Here is a 21,005-nt window from a genome sequence, read left to right on the forward strand (position 1 = left end):
TTCTGCCTACGACCGGTCTCGTACGCCTGCTACGCCTGACCGGTCTCGAACCGGCGGATCTTGCCGACGCTGTCGTCGACCTCGAAGCGCCAGCGGGTCCGCATCTCGCCCCAGGTGTCGTTGCGGTAGCGGGCGATGAGGGCGTGGCCCCCGTCGGACTCCCGGTCGACCTCCATATGACCGTTGGAGGAGAAGATCTCCCGGTCGATCCAGTCGTCCAGGTCGCGGTCGGAGCCGTCGTCCGCCATGGTCGCGTCCGGCGTGAGCAGGGCCACGAAGGCATCGCGGTCGTGCGCGTTGACGGCGGTCACGAAGTCCCGGACGACCGGGTCGCTGAGGTTCTTCGGTTGGATCGTCATGCCCGCCAGACTCACACCGCTCCCGCCACCCCGCCACCCGAACGGCTGGCCCGGACGGGCCGGGTCGGCGGCGGAGGTGGACGGTTGGACAGCGGGAGGGGACCGCGTACCTGCTGCCTGTTCCGGGAGACATCGTGAGCGCTTACGACCGACGTGATCTGGGCCTGCTCCTGCTCCGGCTGGGTGCCGGCGGCGTCCTGGCCGCGCACGGCGCGCAGAAGCTGTTCGGCTGGTTCGGCGGTGGAGGCATCGAGGGCACCGGACAGTTCATGGAGTCCGTCGGCTACCGGCCCGGCCAGGCCAACGCGAGGCTGGCGGGCCTGGCCGAGGCGGGCGGCGGCACCCTGCTGGCGCTGGGGCTCGCCACTCCGGCGGCGGGCGCGGCGGCGGCCGGGGCGATGGCGGGCGCGGCCGCGGTGCACACCCCGAACGGCTTCTTCAACACGGGCGGCGGCTACGAGTACGCGGCGACCCTGGGCCTGGCCGCGACGGGCCTGGCGATCGCGGGCCCCGGCCGGCTCTCCCTCGACCACGCGCTCGGCCACGTCGTCGACCGGGGCTGGATGGTCCCCATGGCCCTCGCGGCGACGGCGGCCGGCACGGCGGTGGTCGTGGGCATGCGCAACAAGCGCCTCAGGGAGGAACGGGAGGGCGAGCAGGGGGCCCTGTTCGAGGAGAAGTTCACCGGCTGACGGGGTCCGTGTCAGTGGCCGGTGAAAGGCTGCGCGCATGACGCGTACGCCGGACCCGGCCACTCCCCCCGCTCCCCCTGCCGACCTCTGGACGGGCATCGACGACCTCTGGACCTGGCTGGAGTCGAACCGCGCCCCCGACAGCGCGGACACCCTCCTGGTCCGCGTACTGAAGCTGTCGGAGGAGGTAGGCGAGGTCGCGGAGGCGGTGATCGGCGCCACGGGCCGCAACCCGCGCAAGGGCACGACCCACACCTGGGACGACGTCCGGGCGGAACTCTGCGACGTGGCGATCACGGCCCTGGTCGCCCTGCGCACCCTGACCCCGGAACCGGGCGAGGTCTTCACCCACCACCTGAACCGGGTCCGGCAACGGTCGCTGGGAGACGGGGCGTAGGTTCGTGGTGGTGCCGAGGTCCTCGCCCCCTCGCCCTCAGCCGGTGATCACCTCGTTCATCGCGAGGCTCTCGGTCCGTGAAGTGACCGTCTCGCGCAAGGACTTCGCCCTAAAGGGGAACGCCACGAGCAAGCTTGAGCGAACGTCACGCGATGGGCGGCGGCCCGTTCCGCGAAGGCGGGCCGCCGGGCGACACCCAGGCCGTGTGCCGCCGGACCCTTCTCAACGGGCCACGAAGCGCACGAACGGGTCCCACTCGGCCCGCCCGACAGCGAACGCCGGACGCGTCACGTCCTTGGAGTCCCGCACGTGGACGACCTGTTCGGCGATAGCGATCTCCACGCAGCTGTCGCCCTGGGTGCCGCTGTAGCTGGACTTGAACCAGGCGAGGCCCGTCGTACCGCTGCTCATAGCTCTCCTCGCAGTCGCTCCAACAGATCCCTGGAATCTTGGGGGTTCAGGGCCTGCGAGCGCAGTGTTTCATAGCGACGGCAGAGCAGGCTCACCTCTTTCACGTCGGAGATCAAGCGTCCGTTCTGCTGTCCTTCCGAGTACCCGAGCCGTCGCCCGTCCTGCGTTTCCAGCAATTGGACCGGCCCGTCCAGACAGCCGTGAAACTCCACATCCACCGGCACCACTTGAAGCGTCACATTGCGCGGCGCAGTAAGGGCGAGCACGTGGTCCAGCATGCTCGCCTGCACCTCCGTACCGCCCAGCCGCCGCCGGAGAACAGACTCCTCCACGATGAAGCTGAACGGCACAGTCGGCCGTTCCGACAGCATCCTCTGCCGCTCCATTCGCGCCGTGAGCTGTGCTTCCGTCTGTTGATCGGTCAGCAGCGGGATGCTGTTGTCGAACACCGCCCGCGCGTACGCCTCCGACTGCAACAGCCCCGGCACCAAACGGCACTCGTACGTGCACAGGCTCACCGCCTCCCGCTCCAGCCGGGCCCACCGGCGGAACCAGGCCGCGAGGCCCGCCTCGCCCCGGGTCAGATGGCGGGCCGCCCTCCGCAGCGCACCGGTGTTGCCGAGGGCAGCCTCCGCGCGCTCCACGAACGTCGTGTCGGGCATGCGGCGGCCCAACTCCACCGACTCCACCGTGTGTTTGGAGTACTGGACGACCACGGCGAGGTCCCCCCGGCTCAGGCCGGCGTGCTCGCGTAACGCCTGGACGACCGCCCCGAACGTACGGAGGCTGTCTGACGGGTGGGGTTCCCGTTCCCACTCCCCCGCGGAACCACCCACCCGCCCGCCCGCGCCCTCGGCCCTGCCGTCCTCGACTCCGACGATGTCCATGCGCCGCCTCTCTCCGCACCCGGACGGCTCCGTACGCCGCACCGCACCCGCCACTCAGCGTGACGGCCCGCGCCGCGTACTGTCCACTCTCCGCCCCCGTACGCTTACTCCGCGTACGGGATGTGCGGGCAGCCGTGGCGGTCAGCCCTTCACCGTCGTCCAGCCCTGGAGTCCCTCCAGATGGACTCCCCGGCCCACAACGCCCCCTACTGCGGCGACCACGAGCGAGCCGTCCGGACGGCTCCACACCACTTCTGGCCCCCGGCCACCTCCGCCAGGCCGGCGATCAGCTGGTTGAGCGTAGAGGGGGCTGTTCACACCGCCCCCGCCTGCGCGGGGAAGTCGTCGTGACGACGACGCCAGTTGGAGACAGCGGCACGAGTGACTCCGGCCGGCCTGCCGCTGATCCGGCATCATGACCTTCATGGCGGACGAAGCGGCCCTGCGCGAGGCAGTGGCGACCTATGACCGATCCAACGCGCCGGAAGCCGAGGCGGCCGCCGAGGACGAACGCAAGCAGGTGCTCACGCAGTTCCCCCTGGAGGAATGGCCGTCACTGCCCCTGTCGCGCTACGCCCTGGGACAGGCCGCACCCTCCGGGAGCGCCTCGACGTACTGCCGACTGATGGAGTTCGGCACCCCGCACCTCGGCAGCATCAAGGGCGGCAGCGCCGCGAAGCACATCATGTACCACCACAACTCCGGCGAGTGGCGGGTCGCCGCCCCGCTGCGCGGGATGGAGCCTCAGGAGGCGTGGGAGGAACTGCGCGGACAGTTCGTGCGGGCCTTCGAGGCCGTGGCCGCGGGCGACTTCGAGGCCGTGGACGACCTGGAGGCGCTCCGGTTCGGCCCGACGCTGGTGACGAAGTCCCTCGCGACCTACTTCCCCGACCACTTCCTGCCCATCTACGCGGCCGAGCACCTGCGCACGTTCGTCGCCCTGCTGGGCGGAACGGCGAAGGCCGGCGCGTCGTCCTGGCACACCAACCGACGGCTCCTCGAACTCGTCCGCACCCGCCCGGAGTTCGAGGGCTGGAGCAGGCGCCAGGTCATGCGCTTCCTGTACGACAACTTCAACCCCCGTACCCAGCAGCGCAGCATCTGGAAGATCGCTCCCGGTGAACGAGGCCGTCTGTGGGACGAGTGCCGGGACAGGGAGGAGATCCGGGTCGGCTGGGACCAGCTCGGTGACCTCGGCCAGTTCCAGAGCGACACCGAACTGAAGAACGCCCTCGACGCGATCTGGCCCCGGAGCAGCGGGGGCAGTCTGACGCTCGCCCGACGCCTGCTGGCCTTCCGCGACCTGGAGGCGGGCGACCGGATCGTGGCCAACCGCGGTACGGACGAGGTGCTGGCCACCGGTACCGTCTCCGGAAACTACCGCTTCGAGGCCGACCACGCGGAGTACCGGCACGTCGTACCGGTGTCCTGGGACGTCTCCCACGGACGCCGGCTGTCCGAGCCCCAGCCCGGCTGGCGGTCCACCTTCGCCAAGGTGCCGCCGGCGTTCTTCGCCCGGCTCACCACGAGCCCCGGCGAACCGGGCGCGGAGCACCACCCGCCCCACGCCGACGAGCCGGTCACTCTGCCGGAGGACGTCGCGGGTGTGCTGGAGGCGCTGGAGCGCAAGGGGCAGGTGATCCTGCACGGGCCCCCCGGCACGGGCAAGACCCGGCTCGCGCTCGGCACCGCCCTCGCCCTCGCGGGACGTCCGGACGCCCTGAACTCGGCGTCGGACCAACGAGCCACCGCCCAGGCCGAGATGCTGCGCTCCGGCCGCGTCCAGATGGTGACCTTCCATCCGTCCTACGGCTACGAGGACTTCGTGGAGGGCTTCAAGCCCGATCTGAGCGCCCAGGGCACAGGGCTGACCCTCTCCCTCGTGGACGGCGTGTTCCACAGCCTGTGCACCCGGGCGGCCGAGCGCCCGAACGAGACGTTCCTGCTGATCATCGACGAGATCAACCGGGGTGATCTGCCCCGGATCTTCGGTGAGTTGATCACGCTGCTCGAACTCGACAAACGGGATCTGCCGCTCGCGCTGTCGGTCAGCAGGCGCACCTTCTCCGTGCCTCCGAACGTGCGGATCATCGGCACCATGAACACGGCGGACCGCAGCATCAGTCACCTGGACGCCGCCATTCGCCGCCGCTTCGCCTTCCTCCCGGTCGGCCCGGACCCCGACGCGCTGTCCGGCACGGTCGGCCCCCTGGACCTGGCGCAGTTCTTCGAGTCCCTCAACACCCGGATCTCCCGGCACCTGGACGCCGACCATCAGATAGGGCACGCCTACCTGCTCCGGGACGGCGAACCGCTCGCCACCGACGCGGACCTGGCGGCCGCCTTCCACCATGAGGTGATCCCGCTCCTGGAGGACTACTGCCTCGGCCGCGCCGACCTGTTGCACCGCATTCTCGGCGGCCTCGTCGACGCGGACACCGGACGTCCCGCGCTGATGTCACCGCAGGACCTCGCCGCCGCCCTCGCCACCGAGTTCACCACCGGCGCGCCCGGCCCCGATGCCTGACCGCGCGGAGATCCGGCTCGCGGAGTACGGAACCGTACGGCTGGGAGCCGAGCAGCTCACCGCGCGGGACGTCGAGCGGCTCCGCTCCCTCCAGGCGAGTGGCCGCCTGACCCTGGACGAGGCCCCGTCCGGATGGAGGCTCAAGGCCGACGCCACCGTGGGCGTCCTCGTACTCGACCGCGTCCGGCTGGTCATCGTGCCCAAGTTCGCCGTCCGGGGCGACCGGCTGATGAGCTGGCTGTCCTACGCTCTCGGCGCGCCCGCCCCGCTCCCGGCGACAGCACGACGGTGGGCCACCGGCCCGGAGGGCTACGCCGACCTCGTGGCCGCCGCCCTGCTGGAGCGGTGCGAACAACTGGTACGGGAAGGGCTGCGCCGGGACTACGTACGACGCGACAGCGTGGAACCGGTCCTGCGGGGGCGCCTGGACTTCAACGCCCAGGTGTCCCGCCGCTACGGGCAGTTGGACCAGTTGTACGTCCGCACCTTCGACCGGGAGACGGACGTGTGGGACAACCGGGTCCTGGGAACCGCGCTGCGGGCCGCCCAGCGCCTGGCCACACAACCGGACCTGGTCCGCGACCTCGCCTCGGTCGCGGGCGCGTTCCCGCGGGCCGCCACCTCCGAAGCCGCCCTGCGCGCCCTGGACCGCACCCGGTACACACCGCTGAACACCCGCTACCGCGCGGCCCACACCTGGGCCCGGCTGGTCCTGCGCGGCGGAGGCGTGACCGACCTCCTCGCCGACCGCGGTACCACCGCGGACGGCCTCCTGCTCCCCATGCCGGCTCTCTGGGAGGCCGTCGTACGGCGCCTCGCCGTGGACGCCACCGCACCGCTGGGCGGGCACGCCGTCTCCGGTGGCGGCGCGACCGGCATCACCGTGCGGGGCGACCTCGGCAACGCCTCGGCCTTCCGGCCGGATGTCCTGCTCGGCCTCCCCGGCCGGGAGTCCGCCCCGCGCGCGCTGCTGCCGATCGACGCCAAGTACAAGCGCTACGACCGGCACGGCGTCGGAGCCGCCGATGTCCACCAACTCCTCACCTACGGCGCCGGATACGCGTCGGGCGCCGATCCACGTGCCGTGATCGTCCACCCAAGTCCCGGCGGCATGGCGCACCGGGTCCTGCGGATCGACGGACCGCGCGGAACGCTGGGAAGCGTCCACGTCATCGGCGTCGACACCGAGGTGACGCCCCAGGAGGCAGCCGCCCGGATGGGGAAGCTGCCTGCCTGGAGCGCTCGTTGACCGTGCCGCGCGATCAGAACTCGTCGAGCGTGAACTCCGGGTCGTCGAGCCCGCTCGTCTCGAACTCGGCGTCGCCCATCATCGACCCGCCGAGCAGCCCCGTCATGAGCTCGCCCATGTCGAGCTTTGTCGCGCCGGCCGGAGCGGTCGGCTTCTTGCCCTCGACCACGCGCAGGGTCAGGCCGAGCTTCTTCACCTTGGCGTTCTCGGTCAGCTTGGCGAGGTCCAGGTCCACCTGGGCCAGTTCGCCGTTCTTGAGCGTGAAGTCGGCGGTCACCTTGGCGTTGGGGGCGTCCTTCAGGTCCTTCTCCGTCGGGATCGGCGCGCCCATCGGCAGGTCCTTCAGCAGGGGCTCGACCTCCCCCAGCAGCTCGGTCATCAGCGTGCGGAAGGGGGCCGTCGCGGTGACGTGCTCGGTGCCGTCCTCGCCGTCGGACGTCTTGAACTCCACCTCACGGGCCATGACCTTGCGGAGGGCGTTCACGAGCTTCTTCTGCTGCTTGGCGTCGAGAGACGGCTCAGGAGCCGGCTCGCCCACCTGCCCCTCCTCGGCGGCCTCCTCCATCTCCTTGACGTTGAACTTCACCCACTTGCCTTCGATGACGTCCTTGAACGCCCCCGCCTCCGCGGGCAGTTCGTCGGCGTCGGGAAGGGGAGCGCCCATCGCCTCGCCCATGACGTCCATGTCGGCACGGAGGTAGACGTCGTCGCCGATCAGGCGGTACTCGACGAGGTCACCGTCCGAGGTGCTGACCTTCATGGCCATGCCGACGAGGTCCTTCTCCCCGGACTTCTCCAGCGGCTTCTTCGAGTGCACCGTCATGGTGATCTTCGCGCTGCTGAACATCTCGGCGATCTCGTCCGGCATCTCGTCACCGGGCGCGGGGTCGGACGAGGCGTCCAGCGCCTTCAGCGACGCGGCGTCCGTGTCCAGGTCGAGCTCGAAGGAGACGGTGTTCTTCTCACCGAGCTTGTCGAAGGCCCGGTCGAGCTTCTGGCCGGCGGACAACTGCTCCACGGTCCCGCAGGCAGCGGCTCCCGCGAGAACGGCGCCGACGACGGCGGTGGCGGTCAGGGTCTTGCGTACAGCGTTGATGATGGTCTCCTCGTAGCTCCGATCACGACGTGATCAATAGGGAGACCCACAAGTGGCCCACAGGGTTGTGCCGCGGCGTTGGAAGGGTTCACGGCCTGCCCGGTCCGCCCCAGGGTTCGATCGCTATTCCGGCGCTGGATGCCGCAATCAGGTCGCTGCCAGTCTGCGCGTCGGCGCTCCCGCGAGTTCCCGCAGCTTCCCCAGTGTCTCCGAGTCCGTCGAGTACACGACCGTGCCGACCATGCCCCGCGTCAGCAGCACCTTGTAGGTGTTGCGGATCAGGCGGTCCACGTCGGCGTCCGGGGTGGACTTCTTGAAGACGGGGTCCTTGGACGCCGTGCGGTCCGTAACCCAACGGTCGCCTCGCCAGAGCAGGTCAGGGCCGACGATGACGCCGGACCAGTCGTACTCGAAGCCCTGGGCGGTGTAGACGCAGCCGACCTGGCCGAAGCCCGCCGGGTCGGTGGCCCACAGGGCAGCCGGGGGCGCACCGGACACGGAGCGGTCGCCGCGCAGGTTCCAGGGGCGGGCCCAGTCTCCGATGACGACGTCGGGAGGCAGCGGGTCGCCGGGCTTGGGTTCCGGAGACCAGCGCCAGCAGTAGCCTGCGGACATGCGTGCGCCGTAGCCCTGGGCCCGGCGGGCTTCCAGAAACGCCTCCATCTCCTGCGGGCTGTCGGCGACCAGCAGTTGCATGCGGTCGTCGGGTTCCCAAACCACCGGACCGCCGGTCTGGAGCCCGAGGAGCCGTACGACCCAGCGCAGGTACGCGTCACTGCCCCCGCAGCGGAACTGGCTGTCCAGCGGGACGACGTGACAAGGGATGCCTCGGGTGGCCGCTGCCGCCTTGATGTCGGACACCGTGCCCATCTCGCCGGGGCGTACCACTTGGTGCTCGTCGAGGAAGAACACGGGCACGTGGGCGACATCGATGAGTTCGTCGATCTGCGCCCTGCCCGTGCGGTTCTCGGCGCGCGTGTAGCGGTTGGCCGAAGTCTCCCGGATACGGTGAGCCTCGTCGCAGATCAGGGCACCCAGACTGTTCTTCTCGGCGGTCATGAAGCTGTTGAAGTACTTGAACAGGTCCTGGACTTCCCGCTTGCGGGCTCCGGCGACCTTCCTCATCGTCTTCGTGAACGACTGTGAGCCGGTGGCGTGCAGTGCGGGCACCCCGCGCCGGTAGAGCTCACCCAGCAGTTGGAGAGCGATGACGCTCTTGCCGGTGCCGGGGCCGCCCGTGACGATGACGACCTCCTTGCGATCGGCGTGCTTCGCCTTCTCCACCGCGTTGAGCACCATCCGGTACGCGACCTGCTGCTCGTCGAGGAGGACGAACTGCGTTCGTTCACGCACCTCTTCGGCGGCCACGGACATGAGCTGCTTCGACGGCACCGTGGCGCCCGCGAGGAGTTCGTCGGCCGCCTGGGCCCCGGTATGCCTGTCGCTCAGCAGCGTACGAAGGTGATCGGTGAAGGCCCCTCGGCGTTCCGCGGTGAAAAGCAGTCCGCGGCCGTCGCGCTCGATCTCACGCAGGCCGGTCACACCGAACTCGGTGGCGTTGTGCAGATACGCCACTCCGGCCACACGGTGTCCCTGTTCGGCCACCGCCCCGTTGAAGTTGACGAGGTAGTCGCGGTAACGCCGGACCTGCTCAATGGGGTTGAGGACCGGGTGAGCATAGGCGTCGACATGACACAGGGTGGGGTCGTCCTCGTGGGGCAACGCCTGGCTCCACTGCTTCAGCTCCATCACGACGTACGACGGCTCACCGGTGCCCGGGTGCACTCCCGCCAGGACGGCGTCAGCGCGCTTGCTGTTCAGCGGGAGCGCGTACTCCAGCATGACCTCCACGTCGCCCAGGCCGGCGTCGTTGAGCGCCGCGGCCAGCACGGGAATGCTGCGTTCCCAGGAACGTGCCTCCGAGGTGCCGGGCCGATAGCCGCGCATGTGGACGAAGTTGTCAGTGAGGTGCAGGAACAGCGAACCGTCGAGTGCCATGACGGCGACCGTTTTCGCGGACGCGCGGAACAGCAAGGAATTCCCCCAGGCAGCACGAAAGGACTCGTGCGGGTGGGGGCATGTCCTTCGAGACTCCACCGGAGTGGAGCGGAAGCCCGTCGGGCCGCGTTGACGACGTGTCCGAGGGTACCCGGCGGTACCGGCGGTCGTACGGGTGAACGGCATTGTCGCCGGGGATCGGCACGGCTCTCGGAGCCGACCTCGATGCGGAATCCGGAGCCCGAGTCGAACTCGGGCCCGGCGTCGCAGTACACCGCCGTGAGCGGCAGACGAGTCGGGCTGTACGCCGGGGAGAGCCGTCGCAGGGCTATGACGTGCACAGATGGCCGTAACGTCCACCAGCGTGGCTACTTTGGCGGCTACGCAAGCGCGGATGCGTCCCATCTCCCCCGTAGCAGCAAGTCCCTGCCCCGGCACCAGACCGTACAGCAGAGCTTTGTCGCCTGTGGGCAGTCGGTCCGCAGCGTCCAAGGCCTCACTGAGTACAGTGCAGGCCCTCGTCGGCGTACAGTTCGGGCCACGATCAGCGCTGGAACCTGGTCATGGTCATCGCCTGGTGTTGCGCAATCTTCATCTTCGGCGAGGACACAGCGGGCATGCTGAGAGCCTCGATCGCCACGATGGAGCGGGCATTCACCGGACTGAACGCCTGCGACTGCGTGTTCGATGAAGCCGGTGCACACGGCGAGGTTGCCGGGGAACGCCTGCGGCAACCACTCGCCCAGGAAGCCGGGGAAGAGGTAGCAGCAGAACTGGCCGATCTCGAATCGATCGCCGACGAGGTGCAGCAGTCGGTGGCGTCGCCGCGCCTGCTGAATCGGATTGTGGGCCGGGAGGCGGCCGTTGAGGTCGACTCGTCGCCTGCCGACGTGTCCCGGCCTCGCGAGACCGATCTGCGCATATCTGGTCATCGTCGTACAGCGGACGGCGAGGACCGGCTTCGTGGACGAGTGGTTTGCAGAGGATTTAGCTGCCGAAGGCACGGGCGGCTCTTGTTCAATGGCTGAGGTGCCTGGAGCTGCGGCAGCACGACGTTGAAAGGTAAGCGGCAGTCTGCAGCGGCCCTCAACCAGAGGCGGTATCAGTCGACTTGAGTGAGGCTCACCCAAGTACTCGTCATGGCCGTGCAACGAACCGCACGTGTTCAGATAGCACTCGCGCTACCGACTCCAGGTCCGCCAGCCGCCTTGCCAGCGTCGATTCGGCGAGCTTGGGCGGCAGTGCATCCGCGAACTTGAGTCCTTTGACCGCCCGCTCGTCGACCTCCGGCAGGCACAGATGGTCCGAAGCGGCGGCCGAGACCTGTTTCCAGGCGTCAGGGCTGAGGTCCTCACGCAGCCGGATCCAGCAGTCGTTGATCTGCTGGGCAGGTACGGCGACCTCAGCGAGCGTCGCCGCGAGTGTGGCGTTCACCCGATGGCCGGCCCATGTCCACCACCTCACGTATCCTCCGGAACCGCGGGTGATCACCGTGCCTCCGGGGTGCACCTCTTCCATGAAGTGCTCCCGTGCTTCGACCAGGTACTTCTCCGCTCGCGCCGTGAGGTCCACCGGCGGGTTCGCCCCAAGAAGCACTTCTCGTACTGCGCGGGTGAGTTCGAAGGAGATGCCGAAGTCGAGGCCGGCACCGCTCCACTTTGCTTTGCCGCCGCCGTCGACGGGCTCGACGAAGCACCGCTTGCGCTTCCAGTCGATGTACGTGACCTGCCAGCTCCGCCCGGCCAGGAGCAACCGCCTTGGTCCGTCGATCCGTTCGGTGAGAAGGCTCGGATCCGTCCTGCCGATCTCCTGGCGGCCTTGCAGCACTGTGAACTGGGGAGGCGCGGTGAAGACCGCCGTGAGGTTCATGAAGTGCCGGTGCCCGAAGCGCCGTTCCGCCTCGGGGCCGATGAACAGGAGTCCGCCGTCCTGATTCAGGTAGCCGTTGTCGACCAGGTGCCGGACGATCGGCTCGGCGGACTGACCGAACGGGCCGAGGCCATTCCACCACTCCTGCCAGAGACGGTCCCCGACCTGCGGTTCCTGCAGGCACAGCGCGAGAAGCTGTTGGGCCACGATGTGCCGCGGCTCCGGCGGGGCGACGACAGGCTCCACCCAGCCGCGCGACCACTGCAGGAGAAGGGCCGCGGCGCCGAGGAGTCCATCGCGGTCCAGCGCGAGGAACAGGCAGTTGCGTGATGCCCCGGGCCTGCGTCCGGTGCGGCCGAGCCGTTGCAGGAAGGAGGCGACGGTGAGCGGGGCGTCGATCTGGATGACCCGTTCCAGATCCCCGACGTCGATGCCGAGTTCGAGGGTGCTCGTGGAGACGATGACACAGTCGCGGGCCTCGGCGAATGCCTGTTCCGCGCGACGGCGTTCGTCGACCGAAAGGGAGGCGTGGGAGAGAAAGGTCGTCACGCCCTTGGCTCGCAGCTTCTCCCCGAGCTCCTCGACGAGCTGACGGGACTCGCAGAAGACGAGCCGCTTTTCGCCGCGGTGCAGGGCCGCGATCACGGTTGCGGCGTTGTCGACGGAACCCACATAGTCGAGCTGGATGTCCGCCGGGGGCGGCGACACCGCTCCCGGCGTCGCCGACTGCGGGTCGGCCAGATGCGGGGCCACCACCACGGACGGCCGCTTCCCCGCTCCGGATCCCTGCAACCACAGCAACAGCTCCTCAGGGTTGCCGACCGTGGCGGACAGCCCAACGCGCTGGACGGGGCGCCCTACGACGCGCTGCAGCCGTTCCAGGACCGCGAGCAGATGCCAGCCCCGGTCGTCCCCGGCGAAGGCGTGCACCTCGTCGACAACCACGGCGCGCAGTCCGGAGAAGAAGGGCGTGTGATCGACATTCGCGCTCACCAGCATCGCCTCCAGCGACTCCGGCGTGGTGAGCAGGATGTCGGGCCGCGCGGCCAGGATCCGCTTCCGCGCGCCGGAGGTGACGTCCCCGTGCCACAGGGCGGCCGTGCGTCCGAGCCACGAGCTGTACGTCTCCAGCCGGGGCAGCAGGTTGTTGAGCAGCGCCTTGAGCGGACACACGTAGAGGACGGACGTCCCTGACCACCTCCGTTGCACCAGCTTCGACAGCAGTGGAAACGAGGCGGCTTCCGTCTTGCCTCCGGCGGTGGGTGCCAGAAGAAGCGCGTCGTCGCCCGCGAGCAGCGGCCCGATGGCCTCCTCCTGCAGAGGGCGCAGTCCGGGCCAGCCGAGCGTGTTGACGATGTGGTGGACCAGCGCGGGTTCGAGATCGTCGATGCCGCTCACGGCATCTCCAGGTCGATGTCGTCGGCGCGTGCGGCCGCCGCGTTGCGTTCCACTTCGGTCAGCTCGCCGTCCGTGATGGTGAGCGCGTAGTGCTTGCGCGGATCGAAGTCCTCGAACTCGTCCACCCGGTCGAGCACATCGGCGACGAGCTTGCGCAGGAAGACGCGGGGCGCTACCCCGACCTTGCCCCCGAGTCCGCCGGTGACGGCAGTGGCGAGTTCCATGAGATAGGCGTCGTCCACCTGCTGCTCGACTCGCTGCGGATACCGGGCAGCACCCGCGTACAGGTCGCGCACTCGCCTGCCCAGCTCGCCGAGCCGCTCCAAGTCAAAGCCCGCAAGCCGCAGTTGGACCGCTCGCGGAGAGTCGAAGCGCGGGTCGGTGCTGAAGTCGGTCGCCAGCCGCTGCGCCAGCGGCGGAAGCCGCTGCACTCCCTGCTGACCGTCGAAGAATGCCGGGGTCCCGGTGATGACGAGAAACAGCCCGGGAAAGCGTCCCGCGTCAATCTCGTCGAGAAGCTGCCGCAGAGCGTTGAGCCCCTTCTCCCGCACATCACCACGTACCCGCTGGAGAGTCTCGATCTCGTCGAGGACGACCAGCAGGCCGGGATGGCCGCAGTCCCGCAGCACCGTGAGCAGTCCCTGCAGGAAGCCGAGCGCCGCGAAGTGGTCGAGGTCTCCCCGTACTCCGGCGGCCCTGCGGGCAGACGCCGCGACGGACTTCTGACCGCCGAGCCAGGCGATGAGGGCTTCGGCGGTCGCCGCGTCGTCGGCCGCGACCGCGCGCCGGTACCCGCGCAGCGCCGCGGCGAACGCCGGTGTGGTGCGGGCCACATCGGCAAGCCGGCGCTCCATCAGTACGTCGACGGCCGCTGCCAGCGCCACCTCGTCGTCCTCGTCCACGTCCCCGTTGTCGAGGACCTCCTCCTCCAGGGTGTAGAACCAGGAGTCGACGATCGCGCGCAGCGCACTGGGCTGGTGTGTCGCGGTGGACAGCCGCTCGGTCAGCCGGCGGTACACCGTCTCCAGCCGGTGCAGAGGTGTCTCCGTCTCGGAGATCTGCACCTCGGCCGTGGCGAGCCCGGCGCGCTTGGCCCGCTCGGCGAGCCAGCGTGCGAAGAAGGTCTTGCCGGAGCCGTACTCACCGCGGATGGCGTGGAAGGCTGCCCCGCCCCGCGCCACCGTGGCCACGTCCTCGTCGAGGGCGCCGGTGAACCGGTCGAGGCCGACCGCGAAGAGGTCGAGCCCGGAGTGCGGCACGGTGCCCCGGCGCAGTGCGTCGACGACCTCCCGCCGCCGGACCGCGCTCACGTCGGGCGGCGGCGTCATCGGCGTCACGTCGGCTCCTTCGGGAAGAACTGGTCGCGCATCAGGGTCACATCGAGTTTCACCGTGTGCCCGGCGTCGATGAAGCCGAGGACCGGGTAGCCCTCGATGTTGAGCAGCCGCTGCACGGTGGCGATGAACCCGTCGATGTTGCGCCGCACCCGCCCGGTCGCCGAGACGGCGCCGGCGAGCGCGGCCGGTGACATGGTGCCGCCCGCCCCGGCCAGCGCGTCGATGACGGCCGCCACGACCTTGCTCTCGGGAGCCTTGCGGACGTACTCCTTCTGCGCCTCGTACACCTCGCTGGCGACCACTCGCTCGCCCAGGGTGGCAGGGGCGGCTCCGTCCGCGGCCGGCGCTACGACGTCGGCAGCGGCGAAGAGCCCTTCGCCCACGTGCTGCTCCTTCGGCTTGCCCCGCTTCGGTTTGCGTGGTGCCTCCTGCGCTGCCACGGCCTCGGGCCGCCCGCCCTTGTAGGGGGCCCACCACCGGGGGACGGCCTGCTCCCGGGGCAGGGCCTCCCACCCCTTCGGCACCATGTCGCGGTCGGGCACCAGGACGAGCAGCGGCACCGTGACCTCCGCGAGCGCGGCTCCACCGTGGTACCCGGCCCGGCGGCCGGTGTAGCGGATGTCCTCCCGCCAGGGCGCGGCGATGCTGCCGCCGCCTTCCAGGACGCGCGGCCCCGACAGCTGGACCTCGCCGTCCTTCGCCGCGCCGGTACGCCATCGGGCCGAGCCGGGCCCCGCGCCCTCATCACCCACAGGTCCTTGGCTCGCGCCCCGCTCCAGCACATGGCCGTGGTCCGCGACGAGCACGACCGGGCGCCCGTACCCCTTGGCCGCCGACAGCAGTTCCCGCAGGTAGGTGACGTCACCCAGGCTCCACTGGGTGCGCCGCCCCTGCTGTCCCTTGTCGAGGGCGTCGTCGATGGTGTTCAGTACGACGCCGACGACCGCGTCGGAGGCGAGCGCGGCCATGATCTCCTCGGAGAGGAACCTTCCCGCTCCTCCCTCTATCCCTGCCTTGTGGAAGAGCAGCGCGTCGAGTCGCCGCTGCTTCCAGAAGGCGGCGAATCCCGAACTCTCCTTCGCCTGCCCGCCCTTGACCGCCGTTCCGGTGAGCAGGGAGGCACGGCTGACCTCGGTGACCGAGGGCAGCATGGACACCGCGGCCATCCGCCGCGGCTCTTCCTCCGAGCCCGCCTTGCCGGGCACGGCCTCGGTCCAGCCCTCGCGCTCGGCCTCCTCGCCCAGTTGCGCGGCGACGGCGCAGCTCATGCCGTCCAGCACCAGGACGAGCGGAGCCGTGTCGCCGGCCAGCGGCCTGACGGCTTCGGCCAGTACGTTCTCGACGACCAGGCAGCCGCCGGGGTGGAGCGCGGTGGCATTCGGCGTCCAGGAGGCGAGCCGCCGGGCGAACTCCTCGTCCAGCCGCTCCCGCCGCTCCCTGGCCGCCTCGTACAGCGCACGAAGGTCCTCGCCCGCGGCGGCGTCCCCCTCGGGGTCGCCGGCCCACAGAACGGCGAGCGCCCGGTCCGCCCAGCCCCAGTCCCCCGCCTGGTCCCGTACTCCGGCCGCCACCGACGCCACCGAGGGCCGCGGAAGGGCCAGCCAGCGGGCGATCCGAACGGCCATCTCGGCCACGCCGACGCGGTCCGCGTTCAGCCGGGCCAGCATGTGCGCCTTCAGCTCGGCCAGGGCCGCTTCCCCCGCTTCCGGGGAGGTGCGGGCCGCTGCCGTCACCTGCCGCAGCTGGGCCGTGAAGCTGGACGGCAGGAAGCGGTTGGATTCGAGGGCCGTGGTGAGTCCGGCGTCCTCGGCGAGCTTGTCGGCGCGCTTGAGGACGGCGGAGACCCGCTCCAGTGCGTCGGCGTTGTGCCGGGCCTCCCCGATCCAGCGGATGAGGGCGCCCTCGACGGCCTCGGTGAAGGACTGCAGTTCGGTCCGGCGCGGCATCACCTGGCCGAACAGCCCGCCCACGGCGAGCACCACGTCCGGGCTCGCGGCCTGGTCGCGCAGGACGGCTCCCAGCAGACCGAGCGGCATCGCGTCCGGTCCGCGCCCGGTCTCGGCCAGGGACATCAGGACCGGTGCGGCCGGTCCCGTGGTCTCACCGAGCCACTTCTTCAGTTCGTCCCGTTCGGTCTGGTCCAGCTCGGCGAACCGCATGGGCCCCGCAGGTGTTCGGGACCAGGTGAGCAGGGCGTCCAGATCGACGACTGTCCCCGCCGCCGGGGCCGCCCCGTCGTCGCCGTCGCCCAGCCCGAGCCGGGCCACGGCCAGCGCGCGCAGCGCCGCGTCCCGCGTCAGGACGGAGCCCGCGCGCCTCCACCCCTGGGACGGCTCGGCGTCGAGCAGCGCCTCCAGCAGCCATCCCTCGTCGTACATGCGCGGGTCGAGTCCGGCCGCTCCGAAGCGCTGCATGACGATTTCGGCGTTCTCCACCGTGAGCGTCTGCCGCCGTACCGCCTGCCCGCGCAGGTCCCAGCCGATCTGACCGTCGTCGACGCCGGTGGTGACGACGAGGAGGTCCGCACCGGCGGCCTTGTCCCGGTGCTTGGTCCACTCCTCGAGGATGCCCAGGACGGACGCCTGGTGGCTGACGCGGACGCGCCGCGTCTCATCCCCCGTCCGCACGGTGAACTCCTCGGGCGCGCCGGCCGTGTAGCGCCCGTGCACCAGGACGAGACGCCGGTCTCCGAGTCCGGAGGCGTGCGTGGCGAGCAGGGCCTCGATGGTGCGACGGCCCACCTGGGGCAGGGCGGCGCCCATCAGCGTCCGGTCTCCTTCTCCTGGTCGTCGGTGGGCACGGGGCGCCAGGTGACCTGGATGCGGGTGCCCGGATGCGCGGCGAGGTACGACCTGATCTCCTCCTCCACGTCGGCGACCGTGGCGGCGAGGGACGCTTCGAGCCGAGTGGGCTCGACGACATGCGGAGCCCCCGGGCGTACGGCGTGAGCGGGTACGTCGACCGGCCGCCCGCCACCATCGACCTGCTGCGGCGTGTCCTCCGGCACGACGGGCGCCGACGGGATCACCGGCTTCCCGTGTTCCGTGAAGCTGATGTCGTCCGCGGTCGGCTGAGGTGGCACGGGCTGGGCGACCTGCGCGAGGCGTGCGACTTCGTTGACGAGGGCCAGCGCCCGGTCCTGGAGCTGTTCGAGTACGGGGACGAGCGAGCGGGCCTGCTCGTGGTCGTTCGCGGTCTCCTCGATGACCTGGATCAACCGTGCGGCCCGGTCGCCCACGCCGTCGTCCCGGCCGGTGAAGCCGCGCACGCTGCCCAGCAGCTTCCAGTTGGTGTCGTCGAGCGCGGCCAGCACCTCGGGAGCCTGCTTGAGGGCCGCCCCGATCTCCTGGTCGGTCACGTCGTACGCCACCGCCGCGAGCTCGCGCACCACCACGGCCGCGTCGTCGGTGCGCCCGAGCCGGGCCACCAGGTCCGCCGCGGCCTTCATGGACCTCATCCGCGGGGCGTCCGTCCCCTGGGGGCCCTGCAGCCCCAGCTCTCCGGCCCGCTTCTGCAGCACCGACCGGACCCCGCTCACGGCATCGCGATGCTGCTCGGCCACTTCCTTCACGCCGGTGGCGAGTTTGGCGACGTTCAGTGCGATGAGCGCGGCCGGTACGTGAACCCCGAAGATCCTTCCGGCCCGTTCACGCGCGGTCGCGAACTCCTCGTCGGTCGGCTTCTCGACGGCGCGCAGTCCGTAGCCGGGACCGATCTTGTCCAGCTCCGGCGCCTGCCGCAGCGGTGAGGTCTGGTACACCCACGTCCGGTCGTCGAGCAGCGCGTAGGTGGCGATGATCAGGTTGCTGACGTTCTTCTCCAGGCCGGTGAACCCGAGCTGGCCGATCCACCTGCGGATGTCCTCGACGGACAGGTCCGTCCCGGCGTGCGCGTCGGCGGCCTTCTGGTTGATCCGCAGCCGCCACTCACGGCTGACGTTCAGCGGACCGTCGTACACCTCGCCCAGTCCCAGCGGGTGCACGATCTTCTTCACCATGGCCAGCTGGTGACTGTCGACGACGATGCGTCGCTCGCCGCTCTCCATGGCCCGGCCGATCCATTCCAGCGCCGTCTTCAGCTCGCGCAGGGTGACCGGCTTGCGGGTGAGGGCGGGGTCGAAGTCGGGGTGCTTCGGGTAGAGCACGGCGAACATCTCGTCCGCGAGGGCGTAGAGGTTCTTCTCGAAGCCGATCCCGGGCTCGGGCTTCTGCCGCGTGAAGCCGGGCCGCAGCGACCACACGTGCTGGTCCGCCGGGACCTCGGCCCCGACGTTCGCGGCCTCCGCCTTGCTGATCCCGTACAACTGCTCCAGTACGGCGGAGAGTTGCGTGGTGAGGTTGTCGCTCTGCGCCTTGAGCTGGTGGCGGATCTGGATCCGTTCCTCGGTCGGGCGGGTGGCGGTGACGTCGTCGAGGCGGTCGCGCTCCAGCAGATAGTTGATCTTCAGAAGCCGTCCGAGCTGCCGGGCCCGCTGCTCGGAGAAGAAGTCGGGCAGCCAGACGATGGTGTTCCCGGACAGTCCCGACCGCTTCAGGGCCTCGATCCGGTGGACGTCCTCGATGGGCGAGCGCTGCGGCTCGTCGAAGGGATAGTCCAGCACGAAACGGATGTTGCCGTCCGTCTGCGGTTCGAACTGCTCGTCCGGCAGATGGGGATCCCGTACGTTCCCGAAGACGAACTCGGCGGTCCGCCTGGTGCCCCGCCAGACGATCTCGCGCTCGCACACGAACGCCTGGGTGTCCTTGATGCCGAAGGCCGCCCACAGCTGGTCCTTGACCCACTGCCGTCGGTGTCCGCCCTTGTCCGCGACCCCCTGGACCTCTTCGAGCAGCGGCTCGACGTCCAGGTCGGACAGGTGCAGATGGAACACCGGGTCGGCGTCGCCCTCGCTCCTCAGCTCGCCGAAGCCCTGGGCCTGGAGGTCTCGCAGCGCCTTGACCGCGATCGATCCGGCCGACCCCACCCGGGCCCTGATCGTGCCGTGGTTGAGGGCGGCGAGCCGCCCACCGGTCAGCCGGGCCAGAGCCGGGACGTTGGGGGCGAGCGCGGCGAGCAGCAGCGTTTTGACGAGCCGGTCGTCCCGCCGGTAGCGCGGATCGTCGACGGACCCGTACTTCTCCAGCAGATGCGCCCGTACGCGTGCGTGGAAGCGGTGCGCGATCTCGGACTCGCGGCGCAGCTTGGCGGTGAACGCCTCGCCGGTGCCCGACGCTATGACGTCCCACAGGTCGCCGAGCGGGATCAGCTCCCCCATCCTCAGGTCGTCGCGCCGGCGCCGCAGCAGTTCCTGGACGAGCTTGAGGCCGGTGCGTTCGCGCTGGAGCGCTCCGGAGAGGTCCACGAGGACGTTGAGCAGCGCGGGCGAGAGCGGGTAGAGGGTGCGGAAGTCGTCCCAGCTGGCCTCGGTCCGCCCGTGGGCGTCGAGCAGCACCTGCCGGACCTCGTCCTTGGACGACTCGACGAGCGTGAAGGCCTCGTCGCGGGCCGATTCCATCCCGGGCTTCGGTTCCAGCACACGGCGCTTGATGATCTCGACGAGGTTGCTGTCCTCCAGATTGACGACGTCGATGCGTCCGGCCAGGTACTCGATCTGCTGTTCCAGGTTCTGCACCTCGGCGCCCGCCACGTCGGAGCCGATGAGCTGCGACAGGTCGCGCTGACGCGAGATGAAGGACACGATCGGCACGGGCCGGTCGGTGTCCCCGGACTCGATCAGCTTGACCAGCCGCTGCACCTGGTCGCGTACGAAGTCCTGCTCGCCCATGTGCGCCTGGAGCCAGAGGATCAGCTCGTCGAGGAAGAGCACGATGCCGTCGTAGCCGAGGGACTTGGCGTGCCGGGAGATGACCGACAGCCCGTTCTCCAGCGGCACGAAGGCGTCCTTGTCACCGCGGGCCCCCTGCGCGTACGCCGCCATGGGCCCGGAGAGCAGCGCGGAGACGAGTGCCTCGCGGTACGGGTCCCCGGCGGGCGCGTCGAAGGCACGGTCCAGGTCGGCGGAGGTCCAGCTGCCGGCGGCCGGGGCGGCGTCGTCCGAGTCCAGCATGTCGAGGTCGTCGTCATCGCCGTCCGCGCTGACGGCACCGCCGCCCGGGGCCACCGCGGCGGCCCCGTCCCCGAGCCACTGCACGAACTTGGCGTCGTCGGCGAGGAACTCCCGCTGCCTGCGCGCGTCCGCGAGCGCGGAGTCGGCCCGGTAGACGGCGGGGGTGGGCTTGTTCCCGTCAAGGGAGCGCACGGCGTGCACGTAGCCGCCGAGGATGGCCGAGTCCAGGTCGGTGGAGCCCACGAGGTGGTAGGGCACCATGAGGAACCTGCTGTCGCGCAGCCAGTCGTCGTGCTCGGCGATGACCTCCTGCAGCCGCGGCTTGGAGCGCGCCGCCGCGCTGTTGTTCAGCACGGCGTGCAGCACGGTCAGGAAGTGGCTCTTACCGGCGCCGAACGAACCGTGCAGGTAGGCGGCGTGCGAGTTCCCCGACCTGACCGCCGCCCCGACCAGCCCGAGCGCGCTCCGGAAGGCCCCCTGCAGCTGCTCGGTGACCACGTACTCCGCGACGCGGGCATCGGTTTCCGTGAACCCGCCGGACAGCTCGACCTTGAAATCGCCGGCATGGACGTCTTCCTTGATGTCGATGACATCCCGCAGGAAGAGTTCGCTGGTGGGCATCCGGCTCTCGTTCCCTCACTCGGCAGCAGTCGGGGCGCGCCGATCTCCCGGATCTCACGCGCGACATCCAATCTTGCCAGTCTTGGCATGCCTTGTGCCCAGGCCAGACGCAAGTTGC

The 21,005-nt window shown here is 70.2% G+C and carries 14 protein-coding genes; 5 read left to right on the forward strand and 9 right to left on the reverse strand.

The window, feature by feature from the left end:
* Positions 1–29: 29 nt before the first annotated feature.
* The gene (locus AB0E07_RS01570; protein WP_362245194.1) at positions 30–359 is read right to left on the reverse strand and encodes a nuclear transport factor 2 family protein; all 330 of its coding nucleotides are present in this window, start codon (positions 357–359) and stop codon (positions 30–32) included.
* Between the two features lie 134 nt (positions 360–493).
* Here AB0E07_RS01570 and AB0E07_RS01575 point away from each other — a divergent pair, with 134 nt between their 5' ends.
* Both AB0E07_RS01575 and AB0E07_RS01580 read left to right on the forward strand, forming a co-directional pair.
* Positions 494–1,051 (forward strand): DoxX family membrane protein, encoded by a 558-nt coding sequence (locus tag AB0E07_RS01575; protein WP_362245196.1) that lies wholly within the window; start codon positions 494–496, stop codon positions 1,049–1,051.
* Positions 1,052–1,088: 37 nt separating this feature from the next.
* Positions 1,089–1,448: a MazG-like family protein gene (locus AB0E07_RS01580; RefSeq protein WP_362245198.1), complete on the forward strand. Its 360-nt coding sequence runs from the start codon at positions 1,089–1,091 to the stop codon at positions 1,446–1,448.
* Positions 1,449–1,670: 222 nt separating this feature from the next.
* Here AB0E07_RS01580 and AB0E07_RS01585 read toward each other — a convergent pair whose 3' ends face one another.
* Together AB0E07_RS01585 and AB0E07_RS01590 are read right to left on the reverse strand one after the other, a co-directional pair.
* Positions 1,671–1,859: a DUF397 domain-containing protein gene (locus tag AB0E07_RS01585; RefSeq protein ID WP_362245200.1), complete on the reverse strand. Its 189-nt coding sequence runs from the start codon at positions 1,857–1,859 to the stop codon at positions 1,671–1,673.
* Positions 1,856–2,746 (reverse strand): helix-turn-helix transcriptional regulator, encoded by an 891-nt coding sequence (locus AB0E07_RS01590; RefSeq protein ID WP_362245202.1) that lies wholly within the window; start codon positions 2,744–2,746, stop codon positions 1,856–1,858. Before AB0E07_RS01590 ends, AB0E07_RS01585 begins: the two co-directional genes overlap by 4 nt.
* Positions 2,747–3,170: 424 nt before the next feature.
* Here AB0E07_RS01590 and AB0E07_RS01595 point away from each other — a divergent pair, with 424 nt between their 5' ends.
* Both AB0E07_RS01595 and AB0E07_RS01600 read left to right on the forward strand, forming a co-directional pair.
* Positions 3,171–5,273: an AAA family ATPase gene (locus AB0E07_RS01595; protein ID WP_362245204.1), complete on the forward strand. Its 2,103-nt coding sequence runs from the start codon at positions 3,171–3,173 to the stop codon at positions 5,271–5,273.
* Positions 5,266–6,522 carry a PE-PGRS family protein gene (locus AB0E07_RS01600; RefSeq protein WP_362245206.1) on the forward strand — a complete coding sequence of 419 codons (1,257 nt, stop codon included), beginning with the start codon at positions 5,266–5,268 and terminating at the stop codon, positions 6,520–6,522. The genes AB0E07_RS01595 and AB0E07_RS01600 overlap by 8 nt, the downstream gene beginning before the upstream one ends.
* Positions 6,523–6,535: 13 nt before the next feature.
* Here AB0E07_RS01600 and AB0E07_RS01605 read toward each other — a convergent pair whose 3' ends face one another.
* Together AB0E07_RS01605 and AB0E07_RS01610 are read right to left on the reverse strand one after the other, a co-directional pair.
* Positions 6,536–7,540 carry a hypothetical protein gene (locus AB0E07_RS01605; RefSeq protein WP_362245208.1) on the reverse strand — a complete coding sequence of 335 codons (1,005 nt, stop codon included), beginning with the start codon at positions 7,538–7,540 and terminating at the stop codon, positions 6,536–6,538.
* 225 nt (positions 7,541–7,765) lie between these two features.
* The gene (locus AB0E07_RS01610) at positions 7,766–9,652 is read right to left on the reverse strand and encodes a DUF2075 domain-containing protein (protein ID WP_362245210.1); all 1,887 of its coding nucleotides are present in this window, start codon (positions 9,650–9,652) and stop codon (positions 7,766–7,768) included.
* 527 nt (positions 9,653–10,179) lie between these two features.
* On the opposite strand from AB0E07_RS01610, the gene AB0E07_RS01615 reads away from it, so the two are divergent.
* Positions 10,180–10,644, forward strand: a complete 465-nt coding sequence (locus tag AB0E07_RS01615) for a hypothetical protein (RefSeq protein ID WP_362245212.1) — start codon at positions 10,180–10,182, stop codon at positions 10,642–10,644.
* 109 nt (positions 10,645–10,753) lie between these two features.
* Here AB0E07_RS01615 and AB0E07_RS01620 read toward each other — a convergent pair whose 3' ends face one another.
* Genes AB0E07_RS01620 through AB0E07_RS01635 form a run of 4 tightly spaced genes read right to left on the reverse strand, consistent with a single transcriptional unit; the run spans position 10,754 to position 20,887 of the window.
* Positions 10,754–12,883 carry a DEAD/DEAH box helicase gene (locus AB0E07_RS01620; protein WP_362245214.1) on the reverse strand — a complete coding sequence of 710 codons (2,130 nt, stop codon included), beginning with the start codon at positions 12,881–12,883 and terminating at the stop codon, positions 10,754–10,756.
* Positions 12,880–14,211 (reverse strand): BREX system ATP-binding protein BrxD, encoded by a 1,332-nt coding sequence (gene brxD, locus AB0E07_RS01625; RefSeq protein ID WP_362245743.1) that lies wholly within the window; start codon positions 14,209–14,211, stop codon positions 12,880–12,882. Before brxD ends, AB0E07_RS01620 begins: the two co-directional genes overlap by 4 nt.
* 5 nt (positions 14,212–14,216) lie before the next feature.
* A complete protein-coding gene (gene pglZ / locus AB0E07_RS01630) occupies positions 14,217–16,982 on the reverse strand; it encodes a BREX-2 system phosphatase PglZ (protein WP_362245216.1) in 2,766 nt (921 codons plus the stop codon).
* Positions 16,982–20,887 carry a PglY protein gene (locus AB0E07_RS01635; RefSeq protein ID WP_362245218.1) on the reverse strand — a complete coding sequence of 1,302 codons (3,906 nt, stop codon included), beginning with the start codon at positions 20,885–20,887 and terminating at the stop codon, positions 16,982–16,984. Before AB0E07_RS01635 ends, pglZ begins: the two co-directional genes overlap by 1 nt.
* Between the last annotated feature and the right edge of the window lie 118 nt (positions 20,888–21,005).

Origin of the sequence: Streptomyces sp. NPDC048002, from assembly GCF_040653275.1 — a bacterium.
Lineage (GTDB): Bacteria > Actinomycetota > Actinomycetes > Streptomycetales > Streptomycetaceae > Streptomyces.

Coding starts and splice junctions, on each gene's coding strand:
- AB0E07_RS01595 (WP_362245204.1), top strand. CDS start 3,171: ATGGCGGACGAAGCGGCCCTGCGCGAGGCAGTGGCGACCTATGACCGA.
- pglZ (WP_362245216.1), bottom strand. CDS start 16,982: ATGGGCGCCGCCCTGCCCCAGGTGGGCCGTCGCACCATCGAGGCCCTG.
- AB0E07_RS01635 (WP_362245218.1), bottom strand. CDS start 20,887: ATGCCCACCAGCGAACTCTTCCTGCGGGATGTCATCGACATCAAGGAA.
- AB0E07_RS01615 (WP_362245212.1), top strand. CDS start 10,180: ATGGTCATCGCCTGGTGTTGCGCAATCTTCATCTTCGGCGAGGACACA.
- AB0E07_RS01585 (WP_362245200.1), bottom strand. CDS start 1,859: ATGAGCAGCGGTACGACGGGCCTCGCCTGGTTCAAGTCCAGCTACAGC.
- AB0E07_RS01580 (WP_362245198.1), top strand. CDS start 1,089: ATGACGCGTACGCCGGACCCGGCCACTCCCCCCGCTCCCCCTGCCGAC.
- AB0E07_RS01570 (WP_362245194.1), bottom strand. CDS start 359: ATGACGATCCAACCGAAGAACCTCAGCGACCCGGTCGTCCGGGACTTC.
- AB0E07_RS01590 (WP_362245202.1), bottom strand. CDS start 2,746: ATGGACATCGTCGGAGTCGAGGACGGCAGGGCCGAGGGCGCGGGCGGG.
- AB0E07_RS01600 (WP_362245206.1), top strand. CDS start 5,266: ATGCCTGACCGCGCGGAGATCCGGCTCGCGGAGTACGGAACCGTACGG.
- brxD (WP_362245743.1), bottom strand. CDS start 14,211: ATGACGCCGCCGCCCGACGTGAGCGCGGTCCGGCGGCGGGAGGTCGTC.